The sequence below is a fragment of the Paenibacillus sp. FSL R7-0345 genome (assembly GCF_038595055.1).
GTDB lineage: Bacteria > Bacillota > Bacilli > Paenibacillales > Paenibacillaceae > Paenibacillus_AQ.
Genome location: NZ_CP152002.1, coordinates 396,303 through 419,643, shown reverse-complemented (window position 1 = coordinate 419,643; position 23,341 = coordinate 396,303). Strand labels below are relative to the sequence as shown.

At 52.1% G+C, this 23,341-nt stretch carries 17 protein-coding genes and 2 riboswitches; of the genes, 8 read left to right on the top strand and 9 right to left on the bottom strand.

Features of this window, described 5'->3' with window-relative positions:
- Positions 1 to 343 precede the first annotated feature (343 nt).
- The 4 genes from NST84_RS01810 (at position 344) to NST84_RS01795 (ending at position 3,287) form a co-directional block, all read left to right on the top strand.
- Positions 344 to 1,507 (top strand): hypothetical protein, encoded by a 1,164-nt coding sequence (locus tag NST84_RS01810; RefSeq protein WP_342563970.1) that lies wholly within the window; start codon positions 344 to 346, stop codon positions 1,505 to 1,507.
- A 1-nt stretch (position 1,508) separates the two neighbouring features.
- Complete coding sequence (locus NST84_RS01805) at positions 1,509 to 2,096, top strand: signal peptidase I (protein ID WP_342563969.1); 588 nt, start codon at positions 1,509 to 1,511, stop codon at positions 2,094 to 2,096.
- Between the two features lie 90 nt (positions 2,097 to 2,186).
- On the top strand, positions 2,187 to 2,795 hold the full coding sequence (locus NST84_RS01800) for a TasA family protein (protein ID WP_342563968.1): 609 nt from the start codon (positions 2,187 to 2,189) through the stop codon (positions 2,793 to 2,795).
- Positions 2,796 to 2,945: 150 nt separating this feature from the next.
- Positions 2,946 to 3,287, top strand: a complete 342-nt coding sequence (locus NST84_RS01795) for a helix-turn-helix domain-containing protein (RefSeq protein ID WP_342563967.1) — start codon at positions 2,946 to 2,948, stop codon at positions 3,285 to 3,287.
- 93 nt (positions 3,288 to 3,380) lie between these two features.
- Here the strand turns inward: NST84_RS01795 and NST84_RS01790 are convergent, their stop codons facing one another.
- Positions 3,381 to 3,533 carry an anti-repressor SinI family protein gene (locus NST84_RS01790; protein ID WP_342563966.1) on the bottom strand — a complete coding sequence of 51 codons (153 nt, stop codon included), beginning with the start codon at positions 3,531 to 3,533 and terminating at the stop codon, positions 3,381 to 3,383.
- A gap of 27 nt (positions 3,534 to 3,560) precedes the next feature.
- A riboswitch (cyclic di-GMP riboswitch) is annotated at positions 3,561 to 3,646 on the bottom strand.
- 462 nt (positions 3,647 to 4,108) lie between these two features.
- Here NST84_RS01790 and NST84_RS01785 point away from each other — a divergent pair.
- Positions 4,109 to 6,976 (top strand): 2-oxoglutarate dehydrogenase E1 component, encoded by a 2,868-nt coding sequence (locus tag NST84_RS01785; RefSeq protein ID WP_342563965.1) that lies wholly within the window; start codon positions 4,109 to 4,111, stop codon positions 6,974 to 6,976.
- A gap of 55 nt (positions 6,977 to 7,031) precedes the next feature.
- The gene (odhB, locus tag NST84_RS01780; RefSeq protein ID WP_342563964.1) at positions 7,032 to 8,312 is read left to right on the top strand and encodes a 2-oxoglutarate dehydrogenase complex dihydrolipoyllysine-residue succinyltransferase; all 1,281 of its coding nucleotides are present in this window, start codon (positions 7,032 to 7,034) and stop codon (positions 8,310 to 8,312) included.
- Between the two features lie 446 nt (positions 8,313 to 8,758).
- On the opposite strand, the gene NST84_RS01775 is transcribed toward odhB, so the two are convergent.
- The 5 genes from NST84_RS01775 to NST84_RS01755 form a co-directional block, all read right to left on the bottom strand.
- Positions 8,759 to 9,748, bottom strand: coding sequence for a hypothetical protein (locus tag NST84_RS01775; protein WP_342563963.1), 990 nt, complete (start codon positions 9,746 to 9,748; stop codon positions 8,759 to 8,761).
- Positions 9,709 to 10,320, bottom strand: coding sequence for a sigma-70 family RNA polymerase sigma factor (locus tag NST84_RS01770; protein ID WP_342563962.1), 612 nt, complete (start codon positions 10,318 to 10,320; stop codon positions 9,709 to 9,711). The genes NST84_RS01775 and NST84_RS01770 overlap by 40 nt, the downstream gene beginning before the upstream one ends.
- Before the next feature lie 254 nt (positions 10,321 to 10,574).
- A complete protein-coding gene (locus NST84_RS01765) occupies positions 10,575 to 11,840 on the bottom strand; it encodes an OFA family MFS transporter (protein WP_342563961.1) in 1,266 nt (421 codons plus the stop codon).
- Between the two features lie 123 nt (positions 11,841 to 11,963).
- A complete protein-coding gene (locus tag NST84_RS01760) occupies positions 11,964 to 12,692 on the bottom strand; it encodes a LytTR family DNA-binding domain-containing protein (protein WP_342563960.1) in 729 nt (242 codons plus the stop codon).
- Complete coding sequence (locus NST84_RS01755; protein WP_342566322.1) at positions 12,689 to 14,350, bottom strand: sensor histidine kinase; 1,662 nt, start codon at positions 14,348 to 14,350, stop codon at positions 12,689 to 12,691. Before NST84_RS01755 ends, NST84_RS01760 begins: the two co-directional genes overlap by 4 nt.
- A gap of 182 nt (positions 14,351 to 14,532) precedes the next feature.
- Here NST84_RS01755 and NST84_RS01750 point away from each other — a divergent pair, with 182 nt between their 5' ends.
- Complete coding sequence (locus NST84_RS01750; RefSeq protein WP_342563959.1) at positions 14,533 to 15,111, top strand: nucleotidyltransferase family protein; 579 nt, start codon at positions 14,533 to 14,535, stop codon at positions 15,109 to 15,111.
- A 148-nt stretch (positions 15,112 to 15,259) separates the two neighbouring features.
- Here the strand turns inward: NST84_RS01750 and NST84_RS01745 are convergent, their stop codons facing one another.
- Positions 15,260 to 16,777: a methyl-accepting chemotaxis protein gene (locus NST84_RS01745; RefSeq protein WP_342563958.1), complete on the bottom strand. Its 1,518-nt coding sequence runs from the start codon at positions 16,775 to 16,777 to the stop codon at positions 15,260 to 15,262.
- 136 nt (positions 16,778 to 16,913) lie between these two features.
- A complete protein-coding gene (locus NST84_RS01740) occupies positions 16,914 to 18,356 on the bottom strand; it encodes an NAD(P)/FAD-dependent oxidoreductase (protein WP_342563957.1) in 1,443 nt (480 codons plus the stop codon).
- Between the two features lie 100 nt (positions 18,357 to 18,456).
- A riboswitch (purine riboswitch) is annotated at positions 18,457 to 18,556 on the bottom strand.
- A 328-nt stretch (positions 18,557 to 18,884) separates the two neighbouring features.
- Between NST84_RS01740 and NST84_RS01735 the strand changes: the two genes are divergently transcribed.
- Positions 18,885 to 19,865: a GGDEF domain-containing protein gene (locus NST84_RS01735; RefSeq protein WP_342563956.1), complete on the top strand. Its 981-nt coding sequence runs from the start codon at positions 18,885 to 18,887 to the stop codon at positions 19,863 to 19,865.
- 80 nt (positions 19,866 to 19,945) lie between these two features.
- On the opposite strand, the gene NST84_RS01730 is transcribed toward NST84_RS01735, so the two are convergent.
- Positions 19,946 to 23,062, bottom strand: coding sequence for an EAL domain-containing protein (locus tag NST84_RS01730; RefSeq protein ID WP_342563955.1), 3,117 nt, complete (start codon positions 23,060 to 23,062; stop codon positions 19,946 to 19,948).
- Positions 23,063 to 23,341: the final 279 nt, after the last annotated feature.

Here is a 23,341-nt window from a genome sequence, read left to right as displayed (position 1 = left end):
ATCTTTATAACAATAGATTCACCCGTTAACCGGCCTGCAGACTGTGCAGCCGGTTTTTTATGCCTTTTTGTTCACACCTTTGTTCTTTATTAAGAATATATTTCTAAAACAAGCGTAAATAAGAGATAAGCAGAGATTAATCAACAAAATTGTTCGTTATATAGAACAAAACGCCTAAAATGGTGTTTTTCTTTTTGATCCGACGGATGTATGATTTCATTACAGAAATGTTCTTTATAACGAACTAAAATAACGAACAAACGAATTTGGTACTTTGCGGGGAGGTATTCCTCTGTTACCCAGATCATCAAAAAAACGCTCTAAGAAAAACAGCAAGCTCGGCTTGCGCACCCTTCAGTCCGGGATTGCCGTCTCTATTCTGCTGCTGTATACCTCTCAGCAGATCGGAAGCACATACGGCGGATTCAGCGATACGACGGAAAAAACGGAAACCCTGACCTTCTGTTCCGTTTTCCCGAGCTCAGTGGTCCAGCAGCTTACTGAGATCAAGTCACATATTCTCAAAGCCGTTACCCTAATGAATTCCCTGAAGGGCTACAGCCTTGCGGGAAGCCCGGCGGACATCTCCGGAATAGAAGCCATGTCACTGGAAGAGCTGGATGCCGCAGAGCAGGCACTGGGCAGCCGTCTATCTGCTCTTCATAGTGAGGCAGGAGCGGTCACTGGGCAGCTGAATAATAATATCCAAACCTGGAATGAGCTGATCCGCGAGCTGAATGCAGTTGCATCAGCACTCGCAGTCATTGGAGGCTACATGCTGAATCTCGATTCGAATTGCCTGGAAATAAAGGATGACCAGATTCTGACGGATCTGCAGGACAGCATCGCTCACAGCGGCGTACTTTCCGAATCACTTAACGCTTCTTTAAACGGAATCATCCGCTATCTGAAGTCGATCCGTGATAACGATCTCTTTTTCACCCAACGGCAGGTTACCGATGCAGTTTACGGACAGTCCGGCACATTAGGCGAAGCGCCGCAGCAGTCCTTACCGTTCCTGATTGCCTTTCAGCAGGACGGCCAAATCTCCAATGAGCTAACCTCCGTATATGAAGGCTTCAATAACGAACTGAACAGCGCACTCAGCAGCACCTCCTCCGAAATCGCCCGGCTTGAGCAGCAGCGGGAAATGATTAATCAGACCCGGACCCGGAAGCTTGAAGAGCAGGAGGCGCTGAAAAAGGCAGAAGAAGAAAAGCTTGTCCCTAAAGAACAACCGAAGCAGGAAGACGCTCCTGCAGCAACTGATGATCATCCGGCTGCAACAAATGCTCCCGGTGAATCCGGTGCTCCAGATGACATAAAGCCTGTGCAGCCGGTGAGCACACCAGAAGCTTCGGAACCTGACACAGCATCTCCGGCATCTCCGGTAAAATCGGAGCCCGAAGCCTTAAGCCCGGAAGCACCGCCTGCCGAACACCCGGCTTCAGCTGACCCGGCCGCAACAGAGCCTCCGGAAGCCCAAAATATTAAAGGTGGAGAATAATATGAAGTTCAAAAAAGTAATCAGCAGTCTTCTGTCTACCCTTGTACTGATGATATTTATCGTACTCGTAGCTGCCGTAGTCCTGTCCAAAGCTTCGGGCGGCGAGCCAGCCTTCTTCGGATACGAGATTAAAACAGTGCTCTCAGGCTCGATGGAGCCGGATATTCAGACCGGATCAATCGTTGCCCTGAAGCCCGGCGGTGATATGAACCGTTTCAAAGCAGGCGATGTAATCACTTTTATGAGTGAAGACAATATTCTGATTACCCACCGCATTGTAGAGGCCACTGTCAATGGTACCACCGGTGAGGCCATATACCGGACAAAAGGGGATAACAATGACGCTGCGGATACAGCACCTGTTCAATCCGCCAACGTCATCGCTGAATACACCGGCATCACCGTTCCCTATATCGGATACGCGATGAACTTTGCCGTCTCCAAAGCCGGCAGTGTGCTGCTGATGATTGTACCGGGCCTGCTGCTTCTGTCTTATGCCTTGTACAGCTCCTGGAAAGCGCTTATGGCACTCGAAAAAAAGAACGCCGCACTTCCTCCTGCCCCCCCTGTCAGTGATTCACCGCAGTAACAAGTCTGATTGTCCGCTTCCGGTTACGAACCGGAAGATACAATATACATTTTGGCCAAAAATTTTATACAATCCGAGGAGGAATTTATGATGGGTATCAAAAAAACACTGGGTCTTGGCGTAGCATCAGCAGCTCTTGGTTTGTCTTTAATCGGCGGAGGTACGTTCGCTTACTTCAGCGATACTGCCCAGCATCAGCAGACTTTCGCAGCTGGTACTCTCGATCTGACTACCGATCCTAGTGTCGGAGTTACAATCAGCAACCTGAAGCCGGGCGACTCCATCACCAAAAAATTCAAGCTGAAAAATAGCGGTACACTCAATATCGGCTCCATCCTCCTGAATACAAGCACCAGAATTGTGGATGTAGGCGGAAATAACGGCAATAATGACCTGGCCAAATTTATCAAAGTTCAATTCCTGACCAATCTTGATAAAGGGCTTCCGAATGTCGGGCAGACTGTCGTCTACGAAAAAACACTGGATGAACTGAAAAACCTCCATCCGGATCTTCAGGACAAGAGCCTGTTCAACCTCCTGTTCGGAGAAGCCGAAGGTATCAAAGCCGGTACCGACGACAGCTTTGAAGTCCGCTTTGTCTTTGTTGACAACAATCAGGACCAGAACTATTTCCAAGGTGACAGCCTGGAGCTGACCTGGAACTTCGAAGCCAAGCAGACAAAAGCCGTTAACTACTAAGCTATAGCAGATTGTATCCAAAAAAGCAGCACATCCTGATTCCGCACCAGCGGGTCAGAATATGCTGCTTTTCTTATTTTTGCGTGATTTTTGTCCGTTTTGCGAAAATTTGCTATACTGTTAACAAAAAGTGCGGAGGGACGTTTAACTGTGCCGGAACATTTAGGAAGTCGCATTCATCAGCTCCGCTTGGAGAAGGGTCTGTCTTTATCCGAGCTTGCGGATAAGGCTGACGTGGCGAAATCATACCTTAGCAATGTGGAAAGAAATATTCAATCCAACCCCTCCATCCAATTCATTGAGAAGATGGCTGATGCGCTCCAGGTATCCATTCATGTTCTGCTGTACGGTGAACCGGCAGAAGTGCAGGAAGCTTCACTTGATGGGGAATGGTTCCGTCTCGTACAGGAAGCTATGGCTTCAGGCATAAGCAAGCGGGAATTCAAGGAGTTTCTGGACTATCAGAAGTGGCGGCTTGAGCAGAAGGACTAATTTGCTGCAGGTTCCCCCTCCCGGACATACAAAAAGGACACAGCCTCCTTCGCTGTGCCTTTTTTTGTATGTACCATCCGGATGTTCCGCTGCTTACATCGCCTGCAAAGCTCTTTCACTCAGAAACTGGCGGATTTCCTCCACCTTGAGACCGGCCTTTCTGGCTGCCATCATTAAGTACACCCATTCCAGATCCAGATCACCCGTCTGCAATTCTCCGACATTCCCCTGGTTGGACTTATCCAAGAAATCTCCTCCTAAGATTGTGCGTCCCCAGGCAGTCCGGCCATCATAGTATTTCTACTTTAGATCCGAGACTTTGTGCCCCTGTCTTTCGTCCAGGTTTACCCTTTACTGGACCCTTTACATGAAAGGATCTGGCTTATAAATGTATGAAAACGCTATCTGCAATAACATTATATAGTACCCTGCACAAAAAGTGTGTCGATTGTTGGAAATATTTTATAGGAATATTTTCAGAACAAACGATTCATTTTGTAGTATTTTGATTAAACTATATGAAAACTGTGAGCTATGACCTAAATATAGCTTGCTATTCAACCTATTTTCCCAGAAGGAAACATAGACTTATTTACCCACTTTTCAGAGAACCAATCAGCGTTCGGGATTTATAGTGGTTCTGGATGAATTATGGTCTGAATCATACCATTTTGCGAACGGAATAGCACAAAGTATGAATTGATTAGCAGACGTTAAAGTAGCACAATAGAGGAGAAATGAAACCGCAATCATATCAGCCCTGCCAGCTGCTGGTGCTTTTTCTGGCGCATGTGGGGTTCATCCGTTAGGAGGATGTATTCATGGCAGCCAAAGGACCCTATAATGAATCCGTTTGGAACAATTATCACGGACCGAATCTGGGCTATATCCAAGACAAGTATGAACAGTTTATCAATGATCCTTCTTCAGTGGAACCTAATTACCGCGATCTTTTTGCTGCATCCGGCCCTCCCCCGATGGCACCGTTACCGGAACAGGCCCCGCTGCCTGCTGTAACCGGAGATGCCGAGTGGCTGAAAAAGGCAGTAAGAGCCTCCAAGCTGATCGCCAACATTCGTATACACGGCCACCGTGCCGCCAATATCGATCCGCTTGACCGCGGGGAGAACCCGATGGCCCAATGGCTTGATTTCCGGACCTATGATCTCACCCGCGAGGATCTTATGGCTATGCCAGCTTCGCTGATCTGGGAGAATGCACCGAGTGATGTCAAAACCGCCTGGGACGCTGTTCAGCGGATGCTTCAGGCTTACACCCAGACAACTGCCTATGAGTTCGGGCATGTGCATGACGAGAAGGAGCTGCGCTGGCTTAACAGCCAGGCAGAATCGCTGAGCTCCCCCGCGCCGCTGAACAACAATGAGCGCAAAGAGCTGCTGCAACGGCTGATCCAGGTAGAACAGTTCGAGACCTTCCTGCACAAAACCTTTGTCGGCCAGAAGCGTTTCAGCCTCGAAGGCAACGATGCCCTGGTACCGATGCTGGATGAAATCGTCCGCGCTGCCGCACATGACGGTGCGGAGCATATTCTCATGGGGATGGCGCACCGCGGACGGCTTAATGTACTGGCTCACATTCTGGGCAAGCCTTATGATATTATTTTCTCAGAGTTCCATCATTCTCCGAATAAAGAGCTGTTCCCTTCCGAGGGCTCGATGGGCATCAACTACGGCTGGACCGGGGATGTCAAATACCATCTCGGTGCTGACCGCGCTGTACGGCAGGGAGAAACGGTACGCACACGCATTACACTGGCCAACAACCCGAGTCACCTGGAGTTTGTTAATCCGGTCGTCGAGGGCTTTACCCGGGCTGCGCAGGAGGACCGGAGCACACCGGGCCTGCCGAAGCTGGATACCAGCAAGGCTATGGCTGTGCTGATGCACGGCGACGCTGCTTTTCCCGGCGAGGGCATTGTTGCGGAAACACTCAATATCGGCAAATTAAAGGGTTATCAGAATGGCGGAACCGTGCATATTATCGTCAATAACCGCATTGGCTTCACCACAGAAAGCGAAGATTCCAGATCCACCCATTATGCCAGCGACCTGGCCAAAGGCTATGAAATCCCGATTGTGCATGTGAATGCCGATGATCCGGAGGCCTGCATTTCGGCTGTCCGGCTGGCGAGTGCTTACCGCAATTTGTTCAAGAAGGATTTTGTCATAGATCTGATCGGCTACCGCCGTCACGGCCATAATGAAATGGATGATCCGGAGACAACCCAGCCGGTTGTTTACGGCAAAGTCCGCAACCATCCGACGGTATACAGGCTGTATGCCCAGCGGCTGCAGGACGAGAAGATCCTTACAGCGGAAGAAGTACAGCGCATGAGCACTGAATCAGAAGGTGTGCTGCAGGCGGCCTTTGAATCCATGAAGGAAGCCAAGCATAAAAATGGCGGGGCCAGAACATCGGTTGTGCTTGAGGCTGAATCCAAGGCTCAGCGCCCGACAGCGGTTCCGCTCAGCACGCTGAAAGAGATCAATCAGGATCTGCTGACTGCACCTGCCGGGTTCAAGGTATACCCTAAGCTGGAACGGATTCTTCAGCGCCGTAAGGATGCGCTGGAAGACGGGGAACGGGTCGACTGGGCCCTGGCCGAAACGCTGGCCTTCGCGTCGATTCTGAAGGACGGCACGCCGATCCGGCTCAGCGGCCAGGATTCGCAGCGCGGCACCTTTGCCCACCGCCATCTGGTGCTGCATGACAGCGAGACCGGAGCACTGCACTCCCCGCTGCATCAGCTGAGATCCTCTAACGCTTCCTTCGGGGTATACAACAGCCCGCTGTCAGAAGCGTCAGTGCTCGGATATGAGTACGGCTATAATGTGTTCGCACCGGAAACCTTTGTAATCTGGGAAGCACAGTATGGTGATTTTGCCAATGCCGCCCAGGTCATCATCGACCAGTTCATCTCTGCCGGACGGGCCAAATGGACACAGCGCAGCAATCTGGCGATTCTTCTGCCGCACGGCTACGAAGGCCAGGGGCCGGAGCACTCCAGCGCCCGGCTGGAGCGGTATCTTCAGCTGTCAGCTGAAGAGAACTGGACAGTAGCGAACTTATCAAGTGCCTCACAGTACTTCCATCTGCTGCGCCGCCAGGCCGCCATGTGCGGACAGCCGGATGCCCGGCCGCTGGTGATTATGGCTCCCAAGAGCCTGATCCGCAACACCCGCAGCACGTCTCCGGGAGCGGAGCTTGCCTCCGGCAGCTTCCAGGCCGTCCTTCCGGAACCGCTGCTGGGCAGCAAGCCGGCTGAAGTGAAGCGGCTGGTTGTCTGCAGCGGCAAGGTAGCGATCGATCTGCAGACCGAGCTGGAAGCGGCTGGCGGCCGCGACTATTCCTGGCTGCACATCCTCCGTCTGGAGCAGCTCTATCCGTTCCCGCAGGCCGAGCTTGCGGCACACCTGAACAGCCTGACCTCCCTGGAGGAGATTGTCTGGGTACAGGAGGAGCCGAAGAATATGGGCGGCTGGAGCTTCGCCGAGCCACGGCTGCGCGATATCTCGCCTCAGCAGGTCAATGTACGGTATATCGGCCGTCCGGAACGGTCCAGCCCGGCCAGCGGATATGCAGATGTCCACACCTTCGAGCAGCGTCGCATCGTTACAGAAGCCCTGAAATCGAACTCGCAAGTACAAGCGCCTGTACCGTCCTCCTGATCGGATGACGGTATCGTGATAATGTAAACTATTAAGTTTGGGGAGGTAACGGCCTGTGTCCGAAATTAAAGTACCCGATCTGGGCGAGTCTATTTCCGAAGGAACGATATACAAGTGGCTGGTAAAAGAAGGAGACACTGTCGGTCAGGGCGATGTGCTGGCTGAGCTTGAAACCGACAAGGTGAACTTGGAGATCAGCGCCGAGGAAGATGGCGTAATCTCCGTCATCCTGCGCCAGGCCGGGGAGAACGTAGCCGTCGGCGAAGCGATCGGCGTGATTGGCGCAGCTGGCGCCAGCAGCGCTGGTGAAAGCGGCAGCGCAAGCGAGGGCAGCGCTGCATCTGCGGCGGCGCAGGCACCTGCTGCCGCTGCACCGGCTCCGGCCGCTCCCGAAGGCGCGGCCGGCAGCACTGCGGCCCTGGCTACGCCGGGGGCGCGCAAGCTTGCGCGGGAGCGGGGCATCGACCTCGGCGAGGTCACTGCCCGCGACCCCATCGGCCGGATTGCCCAGGCCGATGTGAACGGCCACGGCGCAGCCGGCCAGGCGGCCGCTGCGCCAGCGGCACCGGCGCCGCAGGACGCGCCGGCTGCGGCGAAGCCCGCAGCTGCGGCTAAAGCAGCGCCGCAGGACGGCAAAGCCGTCGAGCGCAAGCGCATGTCGCGCCGCCGGCTGACGATTGCCAGCCGTCTGGTCGAAGCGCAGCAGACGGCGGCGATGCTGACCACCTTCAACGAGGTGGACATGACCGCCATCCTCGACATCCGCAAGCGGCGGAAGGATGCCTTCAAAGAGAAGCATGATGTCGGACTCGGCTTCATGTCCTTCTTCAGCAAAGCCGTCATCGGCGCGCTCAAGGCTTATCCTCTGCTGAACGCAGAGATTGACGGCGAGGAGCTGCTGATCAAGAAATACTACGATATCGGTATCGCCGTTTCTGCTAAGGAAGGCCTGGTCGTTCCTGTCGTCCGCGATGCGGACCGGCTCAGCTTCCCGGAAATCGAGCGGCAGATTGTCGAGCTCGCCTCCAAGGCCCGCGCCAATACGCTCAGCCTGCAGGAGCTGCAGGGCGGCACCTTTACCATCACGAACGGTGGCGTATTCGGCTCCCTGCTCTCTACGCCAATCCTGAATACCCCGCAGGTCGGTATTCTCGGCATGCATAAGATCCAGCTGCGCCCGATCGCCCTGGACGAAGAAAGAACCGTCAACCGGCCGATGATGTACATCGCCCTGTCCTACGATCACCGGATCGTAGACGGCTCAGAGGCGGTCAGCTTCCTCGTTAAGGTTAAGGAGTTGCTGGAAGATCCGGAGGCATTGCTGCTGGAGGGGTAAGCCGCCAGCAACAGCAGCAGTTTTCGCTCGGGATGCCTGGACACTGTTGGCTTCAGCTCAACGGTAGACTAACTTGTTTGTTCATCATAACTGAACGCTCTCTAAACAGACCGGCAGTTACACACTATATAACAAAAGGAGGCAGGAACATTCCAATGTTCCTGCCTCCTTTTCTACTCTTCTTCACTCTTCTCTCCATGAGCCCATTCAAAGGGATTTTTCCCTTTGAACTACCCCGTTCCACCCGTCGGCAGCCAATCCCGGGGAGGCCACTCCAACCTGCTCCTTCATCAACCGTCAACGCCCTACCTGCGTACCAGCTATATCCCCGCTGCCGCACAGACCTCCGGCGACTCATTCAAATAACCCGGCCCGCCGCAAGCGGAACCAGGTTACCCTTACCATCCTTTTCTTTTCACAGCCCTGCAAACCGCTCAACTCTCCCACTACAACCCGCCCTTAATCAGCTCCCCGGCCAGCTCAAGCAGCTGCTCCTTCGTAAGCACCCGGTCGCCCCAGGAGCTCAGCTGAACATACGCGTCCTTCGGCTCATTGTACCAGGTCAGGAAAAAGAATGATTTCGGCTGGTAATCGATATAATTGTAGATGACCTCCCTGCCCCCTACGTTGATTTTCTCCGCTTTATCCGCAGGCTTCTGGGGAACCGTCATGTTGCCGCCGTTCATCATAAAAGCTGAGAGATTGATGTATGCCCCGCCCTTCCTATATTGCACACTCAGCGATCCGGTTTCGGTCCAGGGCATTACCTTCATAAATAAATTGCGCGTTTTATCCTTTTTGGCCTCTCCGATCAATTCATCCAGTGCCTGCTGATAGACCGGGTCGTAATCTGTCACATCCTTGGCAGGATATAGGGGCCATACTTCGCCGTACTTAAAATCGTACCCTCCGGCTGTCTCCGGCAAAATCAAAGGTGAGCTCTTCGCCTTCATCTGACTAAGAAAAGCAGCATACGCCGTGATCCGCTCCTCCTTATATGCAAACTGCAGCAGTCTTCCTGTACCCTCAGAGATGGGTTCTCCTCTAACAAAATACACAAGCTGCTCACCTGGCTTAGCAAAATTCATCAGCTTCTGCTCATACTTAGAGTAAGAGGATACCCCCTTCGCTAACCATTCTTCTTCTGTTTCTGTGTTAACAAAATGCTGTATCTTAACCTCTCCCGCCTTGTTGCGGATCTGAATATACTCCGAGGCTGCATAAGCTGATGCTGCAATCAGCAGTGTTACAACAAGCATCCCTGAGGTTGCGGCTGTTTTGCCGGCAAACCGGATTCCGCTGCGTCTCCGTACAGGCTCTATTTCCCGTATGCGCGCCATGACCTGATCAGTCACATTAATGCCCGGCAGCAGCTCCTCATGGACTGCGGCTGCTTTTATATCTTGGTACCCGCTATGGATTCCGGCTCGTTCCAAGAGATCCCCTCCTCTGTCTTCATCGTATTCCTGACCTTTCGCTTAATGCGTTCCATCCGCTTATGCAGCGCATTTGGACTGCTGCCGAGAATCTGACCCATCTCCTGAAAGGTCAACTCCTCAAAAACCCGCAGCACCAGAATATTCCGTTCCTCCGGTGACAATAACGCGAGTGCCGCGCCCAGATCCGGACTGAATATCCGCGCTTCCATTCGCTGCTCCGCACTTTCGCTCACCGTCTCCGGCCGGAACAGGCGCAGGATACGCTCCTGCATCCGCCGCCGGCGCAGCAGATTCAGACAATGATTGCCCGCAATCCGGTACAGCCAGGCGGAAAAGCTGACCTCCTGCCTGTACTTCCCGATAGACTGGTAGGCTTTAACCAAAATATCCTGCACTGCATCCTCAGCATCCTGCTGATTACCCAGCATACGGCAGCAGTAACGGTACAACGGCTGCTGAAACTGTCCGACGATCCAGGCATAGATTTCCCTGTTGCCCAGCTGGACCTGCGCGACTACAGCCTCCACCTGCTCCTTATCGTGCAAATGCTCCTGTGACGTTGCCAGCACCTCCTTCCATGTATATCTCTATAACACTTGGCCGCTCCCAAAAAGTGCCTGTTCTGCGAATTTATTTTTCCGCCCATTGCTTTCTTCAATTTATACCGTTCCGCCTGGCGGCCCTGGATTCCTTTTTATTCATTCAAAAAAAAGAGCCATCCGCCCCCTGAACGGGAAGCGGATAGCTCTTTAACCGGCTGCTCCATAAAAGGGCAGCCTTCTCTTTGTGTATCCTTCTTAAGCCGACATGATGATATATATGGTCAAGCCGTAGGCCGTGAAGGCTTCAGGCTCATTCCCTTTTCTCTTTCCTGCTTTTGTCCCGGCGCTTTCAGGGACACTGCGATGAGGCAGGCCAGGACGCACAGCAGCCCGATGATGATGAAGGTAGGCTTGAACCCGCCGAGCAGCGCCGCGATGAACGAACCAGACAATGCGCCGATTCCGAAGCCCTGATAGATCACACCGTAGTTTTTGCTGTGATTCTTCAGCCCGAAGAAATCACTGACGATGGCCGGGAACACGGTAATGTTGCCACCGAAACAGAATGCAATGGCTGCTACACAAGTGAAGAATAGCCCGTAATTCAAGGTAGCATAGCTGAGGGTAAACATCGCTGCAGCAGTCACTGCCAGGGTGATGCTGAGCAGCTTCAGCCGGCTCATCCGGTCGGACAATGCGCCGAGAATCAGGCGTCCGGCCGTATTGAAGATGGCAATCATCGCTACCGCATTAGCCGCAGCCGCCACATCCAGACCAGCCAGCGTCATGCCGATATCCTTGACGATACCGATCAGGTAAAGACCGCTCATACAGGCCGTGAAAAAGATGACGAACAGCAGATAAGCTTCCTTGGTGCGCAGCATTTCTTTTACCGTATAGTCTTTGGCTGGAATCACTGTACCGCCTGCGGCAGAAGTTCTGCCGGAGACCGCCTGTGCCACAGCCGGAGCCGGAACTGGAGCCTCTCTCACCAGCATCGAGCCGATGACGACCATAATCATAACGATGATGCCCCAGTATAGAAAAGCGCCGGATACTCCTTGAGACTCAATCAGGCTGCCGTTGATATATTTGAAGACCAGACTGCCTGTACCATATGCGCCGACAGACACGCCGGAGATTAGGCCCTTATTCTTGGGAAACCATTTAATCAGGTTGGACAGCGAGGTTATATACGCCGTACCATCCGCATAACCCACTACTAGCCCGGCCAACAGGTAGAACATCGGCAGGGAGCTGGCCTGCGAGCTCAGGATCAGACCTAGACCCAGCATAATCCCGGCGGAAGCGGTCAGTCTGCGGAGGCCGAACCGGTCCTGCAGTTTCCCCGCGAACAGCGTCGCGAAGGCCAGGGCAAAGCTGGTAATGGAAAAAGTTATCGAAACAGAGCTGAGCTCCCATCCGAACTTGTTGACGAGCTGAGCATTGAACAGGCTCCAGGTGTAGATTGTCCCCAGACCCATCTGCATAATTACTGTACCCAGCACGATGAGCCATTTTTTATGTCCTGGCATGGTTGTAGTCATGAACTATTCCTTCTTTCTCTCTGAAGTCGCTGCGAGGTCTTCTTTGCCTCTTTATTGTAGCGAAATAGCGCTTTCTTGAGCGAAATCCGGAATGAGATGACAGTAACGGGGAATGAACGGCCGCTAGATGCGCATGATCTGCCTGAATTCCTTCACTTTACTCCGGCTGACCGGCACTTCAAAGTCCAGATCGCGCAGCCGCAGCAGGTAAGTATTGTTGAACCAGGGGATGATCTCCTTAATTTTGGACAGATTCACGAGATACGAACGGTGACAGCGGAAAAAGCGGTCCTGCGGCAGCCGGCTGTGAAACTCGCTGATGCTGAGTGCCATACTGTACTCCTCCCCCTTGGTGATCACGCTCGTAGTCTTCTCCTGCGCCGAAGCATAATAGATTTCGTCGGCATCGACGACGATAATCTTCTCATTTTTCCACAAATTCACCTTGTCGCTCAGCTTCACCGGCTCTTCTTCACTTTGACGCCCGCGTGCGGCATACGCTCCTTCCAGCTTGCGCAGCATGGCCTTGATCCGCGTTTCACTGTAGGGCTTCAGAATATAATCAAAGGCTTCGATCTCAAATGCCTCGGCGGCATGCTCCTTGTAGGCGGTGATAAATACGATATAGGGTTTAACAGAGAACCGGCTGATATTCTGGGCCAGCAGCACCCCGTCAATTGACGGAATATTGATATCCAAAAAGAGCACATCCACCTCCTCGGTCTGCAGGTACTTCAGCGCATCCAGCCCGTCCTCAAACTCAGCGGCAATCCGTATGCTGCTGTGTGCTCCAATCAAAAAAGCCAGCTCCTGCCTGGCCAGCACTTCATCCTCTACGATTATCGCTCTCATTGCCGCTCCTTTCTGACATCAAAATAAATTTCCGTCCCTTGCTTCAGCCTGTGAATGGTCAGCCCCTGGCCGTAAATCAGTTTCACCCGCTGGTGCACATTGTATAGTCCGATTTTGTTATCCGGCATGCTGCCGCTATAGACCCGCTCAATCGTTTCTTCGCTGATGCCCGCCCCGGTATCGGTGATGCCAACCCGCACGGCACTCCCCAAGTCTTTTACCGAAATCGTTACTGTACCCTGGCCTCTTATCTTCAGGATGCCATGAACAATCGCGTTCTCTACAAGCGGCTGAATGATCAGGCTCGGAATACGCACCTCCACCTCGTCGATCTCATACTCCACCGCCAGACGGCTGCCGAACCGTGCCTTTTCGATCTCCACATACTGCTGAACCTGCTGCAGCTCACGCCGGATGTCGATGAATTCGTCAGTCAGCTCCAGATTGTAGCGCATATAGCCTGACAGATTGACGATCAGCTCCCGTGCCTTGCTTGGATCGATTCGGATGGAGGAGGCAATCGCATTCAGCGCGTTAAAGAGAAAGTGGGGGTTGATGCTGGTCTGCAGCGCCTTCAGCTCGGCCTTATTGGCCATCTCCTTGATCCCTTCGACCCGCGACACCTCCATCAGTGTGGATATAATCTGGGAGAGACCGACAGCCATCGCCTGCAGGGAATAGGTGATTTTGTGGGCTTTGGTGTAATAAATCTTCAGTGCCCCCGTCACCTCACCCTTTTCCTTCAAAGGAATAATAATCAGCGAGCGAATCGCCCGGTTCATATATTCTGTATCATCATCACGGATCGTGATTTCCCCGCTGCTGATGGTCTGCTTCGTCTCTTCACTGATGATGTCGTCCGTCTCGGTATAATATTCCTCACCAACACCGACATAAGCACGGATGTGGCCGGTATCGGTAATCGCAACCGCATCAGCCCCGATATCCTCCTTAATAATCTCGCAAATGATCCGCAGCGACTGGGGATTGATGTTGCGGAAATACGGCAGCGTCTTGTTCGCGATATCCAGCGCCAGCTTGGACTGTTTAGCGGCAATCCGTTCCTTCTCCCCTTCCACGCTCTGCACGAGCATGACAATAAACCCGACACAAATCTGACCGGCTATCATCGGAAAAGCAATCTTCGACACGATCTCCGCCCCAAGTGAAGCCGGATTCGCCATCAATAGAATCAGTACCATCGTCAATGCTTCACAGACCATTCCAGCCAAAATGCCGGCAATCCAGCGTTTCTCAGGCGAAGTGCGGCGGTAGATCACACCGGATACAACCCCTGCTGTAATACTTGTAATCAGGCAGGGCACCGAAGTCACACCGCCGATATCAATTAGAAACCGGTGTACGCCGGAGATCAGCCCGGTAATCATACCTACCCAGGGTCCAAAAAGAATACCGCCGGCTACGATGGCAATAATCCGCACGTTCACAAGAGAACCTTCCACATTAATCCCGGTATAAGTCCCCATAATGGCAAACAGGCTAAACACTACGGTCACCATAGCCAGCTCTTGCGGAGCATACGCTCCTTTAATAAAAATCTCCTTAAACCGCGGCAGCCGGGTCAGCACGAACAGGCACATCAGCAGCAGCGCCGCCCGCTCAAACAGCTGCAGCAGAATCGTCAGGTTATAATGCACAATCACGCCTCCAATGGTCAATCTAAAGGTACATTATAGAGTGTGCCCCTTCCTGTTAGCAATTTGACATCGCCGCTTTCAGCATATCCGCCGCCCCTCTCAAGTCTTATAATAAAAGGATTACTGCTATGAGCCTGCCGGCTCCTTGTCCGGCTGAATCAAGTTAAGGAGGTTCCTTTCATTTGCGTATTAATAATGAGCAGGATTTATTGCAGGCTGTAAAAGAAGACCCCTGGATGATGGATATTTTGGCTGCCGTGAGCACTCTCGGGCTGCCGGACTGCTGGGTCTGCGCCGGATTTGTGCGGTCCAAGGTGTGGGATCTCCAGCACGGCTTCAGCAGCAAGACACCGCTTGCCGATGTAGACGTAATCTATTTCGACCCGGATGATCTGCGTGAGGAAACCGAAAAGATCCGGGAAGCCCGGCTGCGGGAAATAGACAGTTCCGTCCCCTGGTCCGTAAAAAACCAGGCCAGAATGCATGTTATTAACGGCCTGGCGCCATATACTTCCTCTACGGATGGAATGGCACATTTCCCGGAAACCGCAACTGCGCTTGGACTGGCCTTGACCCCGCAAGACGGTCTGCGCTTATCCGCACCTCATGGGATCAGGGATGCTATCGGGCTGGTCGTCCGGCCGTCTCCATTTTTCACGGCTACCCCTCAGCTTCAAAGCGTGTATGAGCAGCGGGTAGCCAAAAAGAACTGGCGGGCGGTCTGGCCTCTGCTGCAGGTTGTTAAAGCAGCCGGGAGTTAGCAGCTTCCATGCAGTTCCTTACTCTTTGATGCAAAAAGCAGCCGGCCCATCAACCAGGGCCGGCTGCTGCTATTATACCTTTCATACCTGTTTTTTGACGCACCTGCCGGCAAGAACGGCCACTCACGTAACTGTCCCCGATACTTCCTTATACCGCCAGATCAATCCCGACTACACCAACTGTCTCTCCCCGGGTATTCTTGATTGCCCTGGACAAGGTAATGCAGGAACGTTTGGTAATCGCTGAGACATACGGTGAGGAGACATATTCGCCTTCATTTATCGCCCCGTTGTACCAATCCCGGCGTTTTGCATTCATCAGCCCGGCAGCCGGCTCGGAGAAAATAAATGTGCCGTCCGTCCGGTTGGACCAGATAGCCTGCACCTCGGGCACTTTGTTCATACAGGCAGTCAGCACACTGCCATGGCTTGCCGTATCCGTCTCAACCAGCTCCTGTCTGGCAGCAAGCTCCTGCAGCAGGCTTTGCATTTCCTGCAGCCGGGCTGTGTAACGGCCTGTGTCAGCAGCTCCGTGTCCGGCAATCCGGCTCACGGACTGCTGTAGAGCCTGCGATTCACTCAGCAGACTGGCGCTGATCTCATTAAGCTGGCCGATCTGTGACCGCTGCCGGGTCACCTGCTCCAGAGTCAGGTCCACTCCGGCAATAGTCTCATTCACGATGCCGACAGCACCACGCAGCTCACTTGTTGCTGCCTCAATTAATCCGCCCTGTCTGGAAGCCGCATTAACGGTATCCGTAACGGCAGCCCCGACCTCTTCAATTCTCGCCGATACATCGGACAACCGTAGCTTTACCGTAGCTACCTCTTGTACACCATGGGAAACGGCCTTCTGCTCCTTAGTCACAGATTCCAATACCTGCCGGACACCGTTATTGATATCCTGCAGCACCTCTGACGAGCGTTCCACCGAGCTTCTGCTCTGATCTGCCAGCTGCCTGATCCGGGCCGCCACCACGGCGAACCCGCGCCCCTGCTCTCCGGCCCTCGCCGCTTCGATCGAAGCGTTCAGCGCCAGCAGCGAGGTCTCATTAACAATCCCTACAATTAAGGAGTTAATTTCCTCGACCATGGCAATGTGACTGCTGAGTGCAGTGAACTTATCCTGCATGTCCCCGCTTCTCTCCTGCAGCTCAGCCATAACCTCATCGGTACTCTCTAACGAGTGGACCATTTCCGCTGTTCGCTGGCGCGCATCCAGCATACCTGTTCCCAGCCGCTCCGTTAAGGCCTTGATATGCGTGGTCATTTCAGCTACACCGCCCATCGTCGAGAAAGCGCCTTCCAGATTCGCCTTCGCCTCATTGCTGCGGATCTGCAGGTCCACCTCGTAAGCATGTGAATAATCTGCTGTCTGCTGCAGGCCTTCAGTATGCCGGCTGATCTCTTCAAGCGCACCGTAGAGCCTGTCTGAGGTAACCACGATCTCATTGCCTAGCCCCTCAACCTGATCCCGCGCTTCTTCAAGCAGTCCGTCTCTATACCTTTCTCTGCAGTATGTATTCCATGCGAGCCCGCCAAGCGCCGCCATCAGCACCAGATATACCAGCTTATGCAGCCAATGAATGTCTATCCATAACCCGTATAGACCCACGGCCAGTAACAGCAGACCGACCAGAACATTTTTACCCCGGTGAACTCGCATTTGTACTTCCACTCCACTCTATTATGTTATGTATTCTAACATTATATCAGTGTAGTTAAATAAAGGAAGTAATTTTAATAAAAAAAAAGCTGTCCTTCTGCAATAGCTTTGCAAAAAGACAGCCTGATAGTACATGTTACATGTAAGCCGCGACACGCTCCAGCATGCCGCGGGCAATCCATACCCCTGCAGCGCCTGCCTGGGCCAGTCCGCGGGTAATGCCTGCCCCGTCTCCGCCGCAGTAGAGTCCGGAAATTTCTGTTTCCAGCTGCTCTGTCAGCTTCGGCCGGGCCGAATAGAATTTCGCCTCTACGCCATAGAACAATGTGTGCTCAGAGGCAATGCCCGGGGTTACCTTTTCCAGTGCCTCGACCATTTCAATCAGGCTTTTCATGGTAATGTAAGGCAGGACGAGGCCCAGGTCACCGGGAACTGCTTCTTTTAGTGTCGGCTCGAGGAACCCTTCCTTAATCCGGGTCTCCGTAGAACGGCGCCCGCGCAGGATATCGCCGTATTTCTGGACAATTACACCGCCGTTAGAGAGGTCATTCGCCCGCTTGCAGATTTCCCGGGCATACTCGTTAGGCTTATCAAACGGCTCTGTAAAGGTATGCGACACCAGCAGGGCAAAGTTCGTATTCTTGGAGCCAAGCGCCGGATCCTTATAAGAGTGACCGTTGGCCGCCATGACCCCGCTGTGATTTTCTACGACCACATGGCCGGACGGATTGCTGCAAAAGGTCCGGACACGGGTACCGACCGATGTATTAAACACAAATTTGCCTTCATACAAATGCTCGTTAATCTCGCGCATCACCACATCGGACGTTTCAACTCTGACACCCACGTCGACCTGATTGTTGTACATTTTGAGCCGGCGCTTCTTCAGCACCTCAGTCAGCCAGGCGGAGCCGTCACGGCCCGGGGCAATCATGACATGATCTGCTTCGTGGATATCACCGTTCTTGAGCGTTATCCCCGTAATCCGGTGGGCTCCGTTCTCCTTGACAGTGATAATGTCCTGTACCTCAGTCTTAAACTGCATTTCAATCCGTGTCTTTAAATATTCATATATGGATTTAAGAATCTCCAGGTTCTGCTCAGTACCCAAATGCCGGACCTGCGCCCGCAGCAGCTTAAGACCGGCGGCATACCCGCGCTGCTCAATACTGCGGATACTGTCCGTTGTCGGATCGGTAATAGCCGGAGTTGCACCATGCTCCAGGTTGATGGCATCCACATATTCGATCAGCTCCAGCACCTTTGAAGGTGCCAGATAGTCGGTCATCCAGCCGCCGAATTCAGTTGTGATATTAAATTTGCCGTCACTGTAAGCTCCGGCGCCTCCGAACCCGGCAGTAATGGAGCAGGCCGGCAGACAGCCGGCGAACTCCTTGCGGCCGGCGGCAGGCGGACAGAGCTTGATTTTCTCCTCCAGGATCGGACAGCTGCGGCGGTAAATGTCATGGCCTTTATCTACAAGCAATATTTTCAATTCAGGGGCCTTGAGGGTCAGTTCATAACAGGCAAATATTCCGGCCGGGCCGGCACCTACAACAATCACATCATATTTACTCATCTGTTCTCTTGTTCCTCCCAGGAAGAAACGCTGACTTCTCAGCCGCCGTTTCTGCGATATGATAGCGCAACACACAAAAAATCCCGGCTCTTCATAGGTATGCAAAATGCATCCTATTCGTAGCCAGGAATTTACGGTTCCCTGTAGAAACCCCCAAACCTTATCTCCGGGGATATACGAACAGCTTCAATTTATTTTATGAGCCAATAGGAATTCTACAGAAATGAGACGAATGTGTCAAGAGTGTTGTCCTTAAATAATTCGTGTTTTAATTATATATACAAATTTATAAGGATATAATTAATAATAAAATCACTAAAACACGAACATTATATTGTTCACGGCAAATGGGAGGATCAGAGGGATATTTGTCGAATATATAGTTATATTGCCACTGGAAATGAGGAAATATCTATGCACATCCCGCCGCCAACTCCTCGCCAAAGCTACTGGAACCGGGTACTCCTCAATACCTTTTGGATGGTTCTCCTGGTATATTTGGCAAGTCAGCTTTTCATCTCACTATCCATGTGGGGCCATAGACCTGAATTTACAGACAGACATTATTTTGTCATCCATGTGCTGATTCCCGATTCCTTCATTCTTGTCCTGATTCTCATTCTGGAGGCAATCTACAGGTGGAAAACGGTGTTCTCGGAATTCTCGATTGTTGTCGCCAGTCATCTCTATGCCATCCTGATTATCACTAACTTAACTGCCGAATATGAGGTCAAGCCGCTCATTATGCTGCTTCCCCTGCTTGTATCGATGATCTACCTCAAGAGCAGCTATATGAAGGCATCTTCGCTGATTTGTCTGCTCTACATCGTTATGCTGTTTATAAATACGCCGGAGTACGAATATACGCTGCGGATTCAGCACATTATGATTGCACTGATTTTCGCCGGTACTGCACTGGCCGGATTCGGGGTTATCGGCCGCGGTCGCGACCTCATGCAGTCGCTTGAGGAATCCGCGAAGTCAGAGCAGGATCTGCGCATCCAGAACATCATTATGGACCGGCTGTCGAAGATTGATCCGCTGACTGATTTGTACAATCACAAGACGTTTCACGAATACCTGGGCTGGCTGATTGATCATCAGCAGAGCAACCCTTTTCCGATGCAGCTGGCTGTTTTGGATATCGATAATTTCAAAAAAGTGAACGATCAGTTCGGACACTGGGTAGGGGATATTGTCCTCAAGCAGGTAGCCGCTGTAGTTCTGAAGCATATCGGCACCGATGACTTTGCTGCCCGTTACGGCGGAGAGGAGTTCGTAGTCATTCTGACCGCCAAGGAGCTGCAGGAGGCAAGGGAGATTATGGAGCGGATTCTGACCGGCATAGCCGCTATGCCGATTGAGGAAATGAACGGCGGGTCTGTAACCGTGAGTATCGGAATGCATGAATTCTCGGTACGTGACACGAAGAGCTCTACCTTTCAGCAGGCGGATGACGCCTTGTACGAAGCCAAAAAAACGGGTAAAAACCGGATTGTTCTGCAATAATTTATGTCTGTTTTACAGCAAAACGGATCTGCGTACAGTACGCAGATCCGTTTTATTCTCTTTAACCGCGGCGGGAGCAATCATTCCGGCTTCTGCAGCTCCAGAAGCTCCCATACCCCGCGCGGCGGCACCGGTCTGCTGATCAGGTAGCCCTGGACCTTATCACAGCCCGATTCATTGAGGAACGTCAGCTGGCTGGCATCCTCTACCCCTTCAGCCACCACATCCAGCCCCATTTTATGACCAAGTACAATAATGGTCTGGACAAAGGATGCACTGTAAGCCTGATCGGCGAGGGAATCAATAAAGATTTTGTCCATCTTGAGCGTAGAAATGGGCAGCTGCTGCAGATAGCTCAGTGAAGAATAGCCGGTCCCGAAATCATCAAGGGCAATCCGGATACCGCGCGACTTGAGGAACTCCAGCTTGCTGACTGTACTCTCGAACGACTCCATGAAAATGGATTCGGTAATCTCCAGCTCCAGACAGCTTGGCGCGAGCCCGCTTTTCTCCAGGCTATCCAGCACTATATCTACAAAGTCATCCTGCAGCAGCTGGATAATAGAAATATTAACGGATATTTTATAGAGCCGGCCGGTGCGCTCATGAATGCTTTTCATAAAGCTGCAGGCTTCCCGCAGAACCCATTCCCCGATATAAATGATCAGCCTGGAATCCTCGGCAACCTTGATGAAGGAGAGTGGAGACACGAACCCGAGCACCGGACTGTTCCAGCGGATCAGGGCTTCGAAGCCGGTTATCCGGCCAGTCTTGATATCCGCCTGCGGCTGATAGTGCAGCTCAAATTCATTATTGTTCATTGCGCTGCGCAGATGCTTTTCAATATGCATCCGTTCATTAAATGCAGTGTGCATCGACTTGTCATAGATAACGTAGGTTCCCTTGCCTTCCTCCTTGGCCCGGTACATCGCCACATCGGCATTCTTGAGAATTTCCTCTGTCGTCTCCCCGTCCTCGGGGTAAAAGGAAATACCAATACTGACCGATACATACAGGTTGCTCTCCCCGATCAGGAATGGTCTGCGGAAAGCCCGCATAATATCCTCTGCCAGCGTAAGCACCGCTTCACGGTCTTCAGCATTCTCGATAAAGACGACAAACTCATCACCGCCGAGCCTGGAGAGCATTGCTTTATCCTGGACAAGCGACATCAGCCGTTCACTTGCCTTGCGGATCAGAATATCGCCGGATTTATGGCCCAGTGTATCATTGATATATTTAAAATTGTCCGTGTCAACGAACATCAGCGCTGCTTTGCCGCCCGGCCGGCGGAAATAATTTTCCATCGCCTCCAGAAGGGAAACCCGGTTCGGCAGATTGCTGAGTGAATCCATATAGGCCAGCCTGTGCATGTTCTTCTGATTCTCCAGCAGCATGTCGTATTGCTCCACAAGCTCCTGCTGTGTCGCTGTAAGCTGTTCATACGTCGCTTCCAGCTCCTGATAGCTGTTACTCAGCTTGAATTCCGCCTGCTTGCGCCTGCTGATATCAATCAGCGAGCCGTTGAACAGCTTGAGGTTATCCGCAGGGTCAACAATGGACTTGCCTCTAACTTCAAACCAGATATAGTGATTGTCTTTGGTCCGCATGCGGTATTCGGTCTCATAAACCGGAGTCTGCCCGCTAAAGTGCTCCTGTCTCGCCTTGTCGGCTTGTTCCCGGTCATCCGGATGAATAATGCTGAGCACTCCGTTTTCCATCCCGTTAATCTCATCCTCCGTGTACCCCATGACCTCGTACCAGCGTTCCGACAGCTTGTAGAACCCGGTCTTCCAGTCCAGCTCCCACATATAGGCTCCGGAGCCTTCAGAGGTCAGGCGGAGCCGGCGCTCACTCACGCTCAGCCTGTATAACTGCTCCTGCAGCTCCGTTTCCGTCGCCGTCAGTTCCTCATAGGTGGACTCCAGTTCCTCATAGCTAAGCTGCAGCTTCAGCTCATTCTGCTTGCAGTCATCGATATCCAGTCCGACCAGCAGATAGACATCCTCATCCTGGGCGTCCATCCCTTTGATCAGCGTGGTCCGGATCGAGAAATACCGCGCCTCCGGCGAGTGCTCAGGCAGCTTCAGCTCTACATTATTGACAAAATCCTGATAAAGCGCCCTGATCAGCAGATCGTGGAGCAGCGAGACATCGCCGTCCAGCCCGGGAAGCTCGTCGAGCTTTTTGCCAAGCACATCCTGTTCCTTCAGCCCGGTCATCTTCTCCGCGAACCGGTTGAAGCGTATGACCCGCTTATCCCTGGCAACAGCCCACACAATCATCCCGGTATGCTCAATCACATCCACAAAAAACTCCTGCTCGGAGTGAATCGTCCGTCTCAGCCGCCGGATGTACATTCTGATGGATACAACGCCGAAAAGCAGCACAGAGAGCCCGATAACGATCCCAAAAATAATCCGGTCATTAATCATCGCAGTATAACCGGCGGAATGGGTGAAAAAATACTGCTGATATAATTCTTCAAACGCCCCTGAACGCTGCAGCCGTTCCAGTCTTGCATTAATATACGGGACAAGCTCCGGAGACGAGGTGCTAACGCCGTAAGCCACATCCACCGGGTATAAATTACTCATTTTACGGATAATATTGCCGGTCAGTCCCCGCTCAACAATCAGGTAGTCGACAACCCCCTGATTTTCAAACAGCAGGTCAATTTCACCTTTTACGAGAGCTTCCAGTGCAGCGGGTACAGTCGGGTATTCTATGTAATTTGCAACGCCTGCCTTGCTCTGCAGCACAGCTGCAGTATATTGGCTTTTGCCTACACCAATCTTGTAACGTTCCAGCGTATCCACCGTCACCCTGTCTTTAAGTGCCTGCCGCGAATAGATGGAGATGTAACTTTTGAATACTGGGGTGGAGAACAGAGTATCCTTCTTCCGCTGCTCAGTCACAGCCATAAGTCCGGTTGTGTCGATCTGCCCGCCGGTCAGCAGTTTGTAGGTCTGCTCCCAGTCTCCGGTGCTGTAGTGAATCAGATACTCCTGCTTCTCAAAAATCAGGCTCGTCAGGTCAATATCAAAGCCGGTCAGATAACCGTTCTGGATGTACTTGAGAGGCGGGTAATCCAGTTCTGCCTGGTACTTAATATCCTGTCTTTCAGCGTGAGCGGCAGCAGGCGGTGCCAGCATCAGCAAGATGCCAATCAGAAGCAAAAGTTTACACCGCTTCATTGCAATTCTCCTTCTTCCCAAAAAATCAGCATAAGACTTTCGTATCCAGTTTCATTCGACAAAATATGGTAGGGTTCCTGCTCATTCCTTCTTTAAATGTGATAAAATGTGCAACTCAGTTCATGTTTGGGACTGTTTTTCAAGAAAAAAAGGCAGACCCTATAATTTTATATTGCTTTTTGAGAGCAAAATGTGGATAATAACAATAATCAATGATAATGATTATCATTATTGAAAAAATAAACATTCATCCACTTCACTATATTGAAAGCCAAAGGA

Bases quoted from the DNA above. Each gene is read 5' to 3' on its own strand.
- NST84_RS01805 (WP_342563969.1), top strand. From the start codon at position 1,509: ATGAAGTTCAAAAAAGTAATCAGCAGTCTTCTGTCTACCCTTGTACTG.
- NST84_RS01800 (WP_342563968.1), top strand. From the start codon at position 2,187: ATGGGTATCAAAAAAACACTGGGTCTTGGCGTAGCATCAGCAGCTCTT.
- NST84_RS01785 (WP_342563965.1), top strand. From the start codon at position 4,109: ATGGCAGCCAAAGGACCCTATAATGAATCCGTTTGGAACAATTATCAC.
- NST84_RS01765 (WP_342563961.1), bottom strand. From the start codon at position 11,840: ATGACTACAACCATGCCAGGACATAAAAAATGGCTCATCGTGCTGGGT.
- NST84_RS01760 (WP_342563960.1), bottom strand. From the start codon at position 12,692: ATGAGAGCGATAATCGTAGAGGATGAAGTGCTGGCCAGGCAGGAGCTG.
- NST84_RS01745 (WP_342563958.1), bottom strand. From the start codon at position 16,777: ATGCGAGTTCACCGGGGTAAAAATGTTCTGGTCGGTCTGCTGTTACTG.
- NST84_RS01740 (WP_342563957.1), bottom strand. From the start codon at position 18,356: ATGAGTAAATATGATGTGATTGTTGTAGGTGCCGGCCCGGCCGGAATA.
- NST84_RS01735 (WP_342563956.1), top strand. From the start codon at position 18,885: ATGTGGGGCCATAGACCTGAATTTACAGACAGACATTATTTTGTCATC.
- NST84_RS01730 (WP_342563955.1), bottom strand. From the start codon at position 23,062: ATGAAGCGGTGTAAACTTTTGCTTCTGATTGGCATCTTGCTGATGCTG.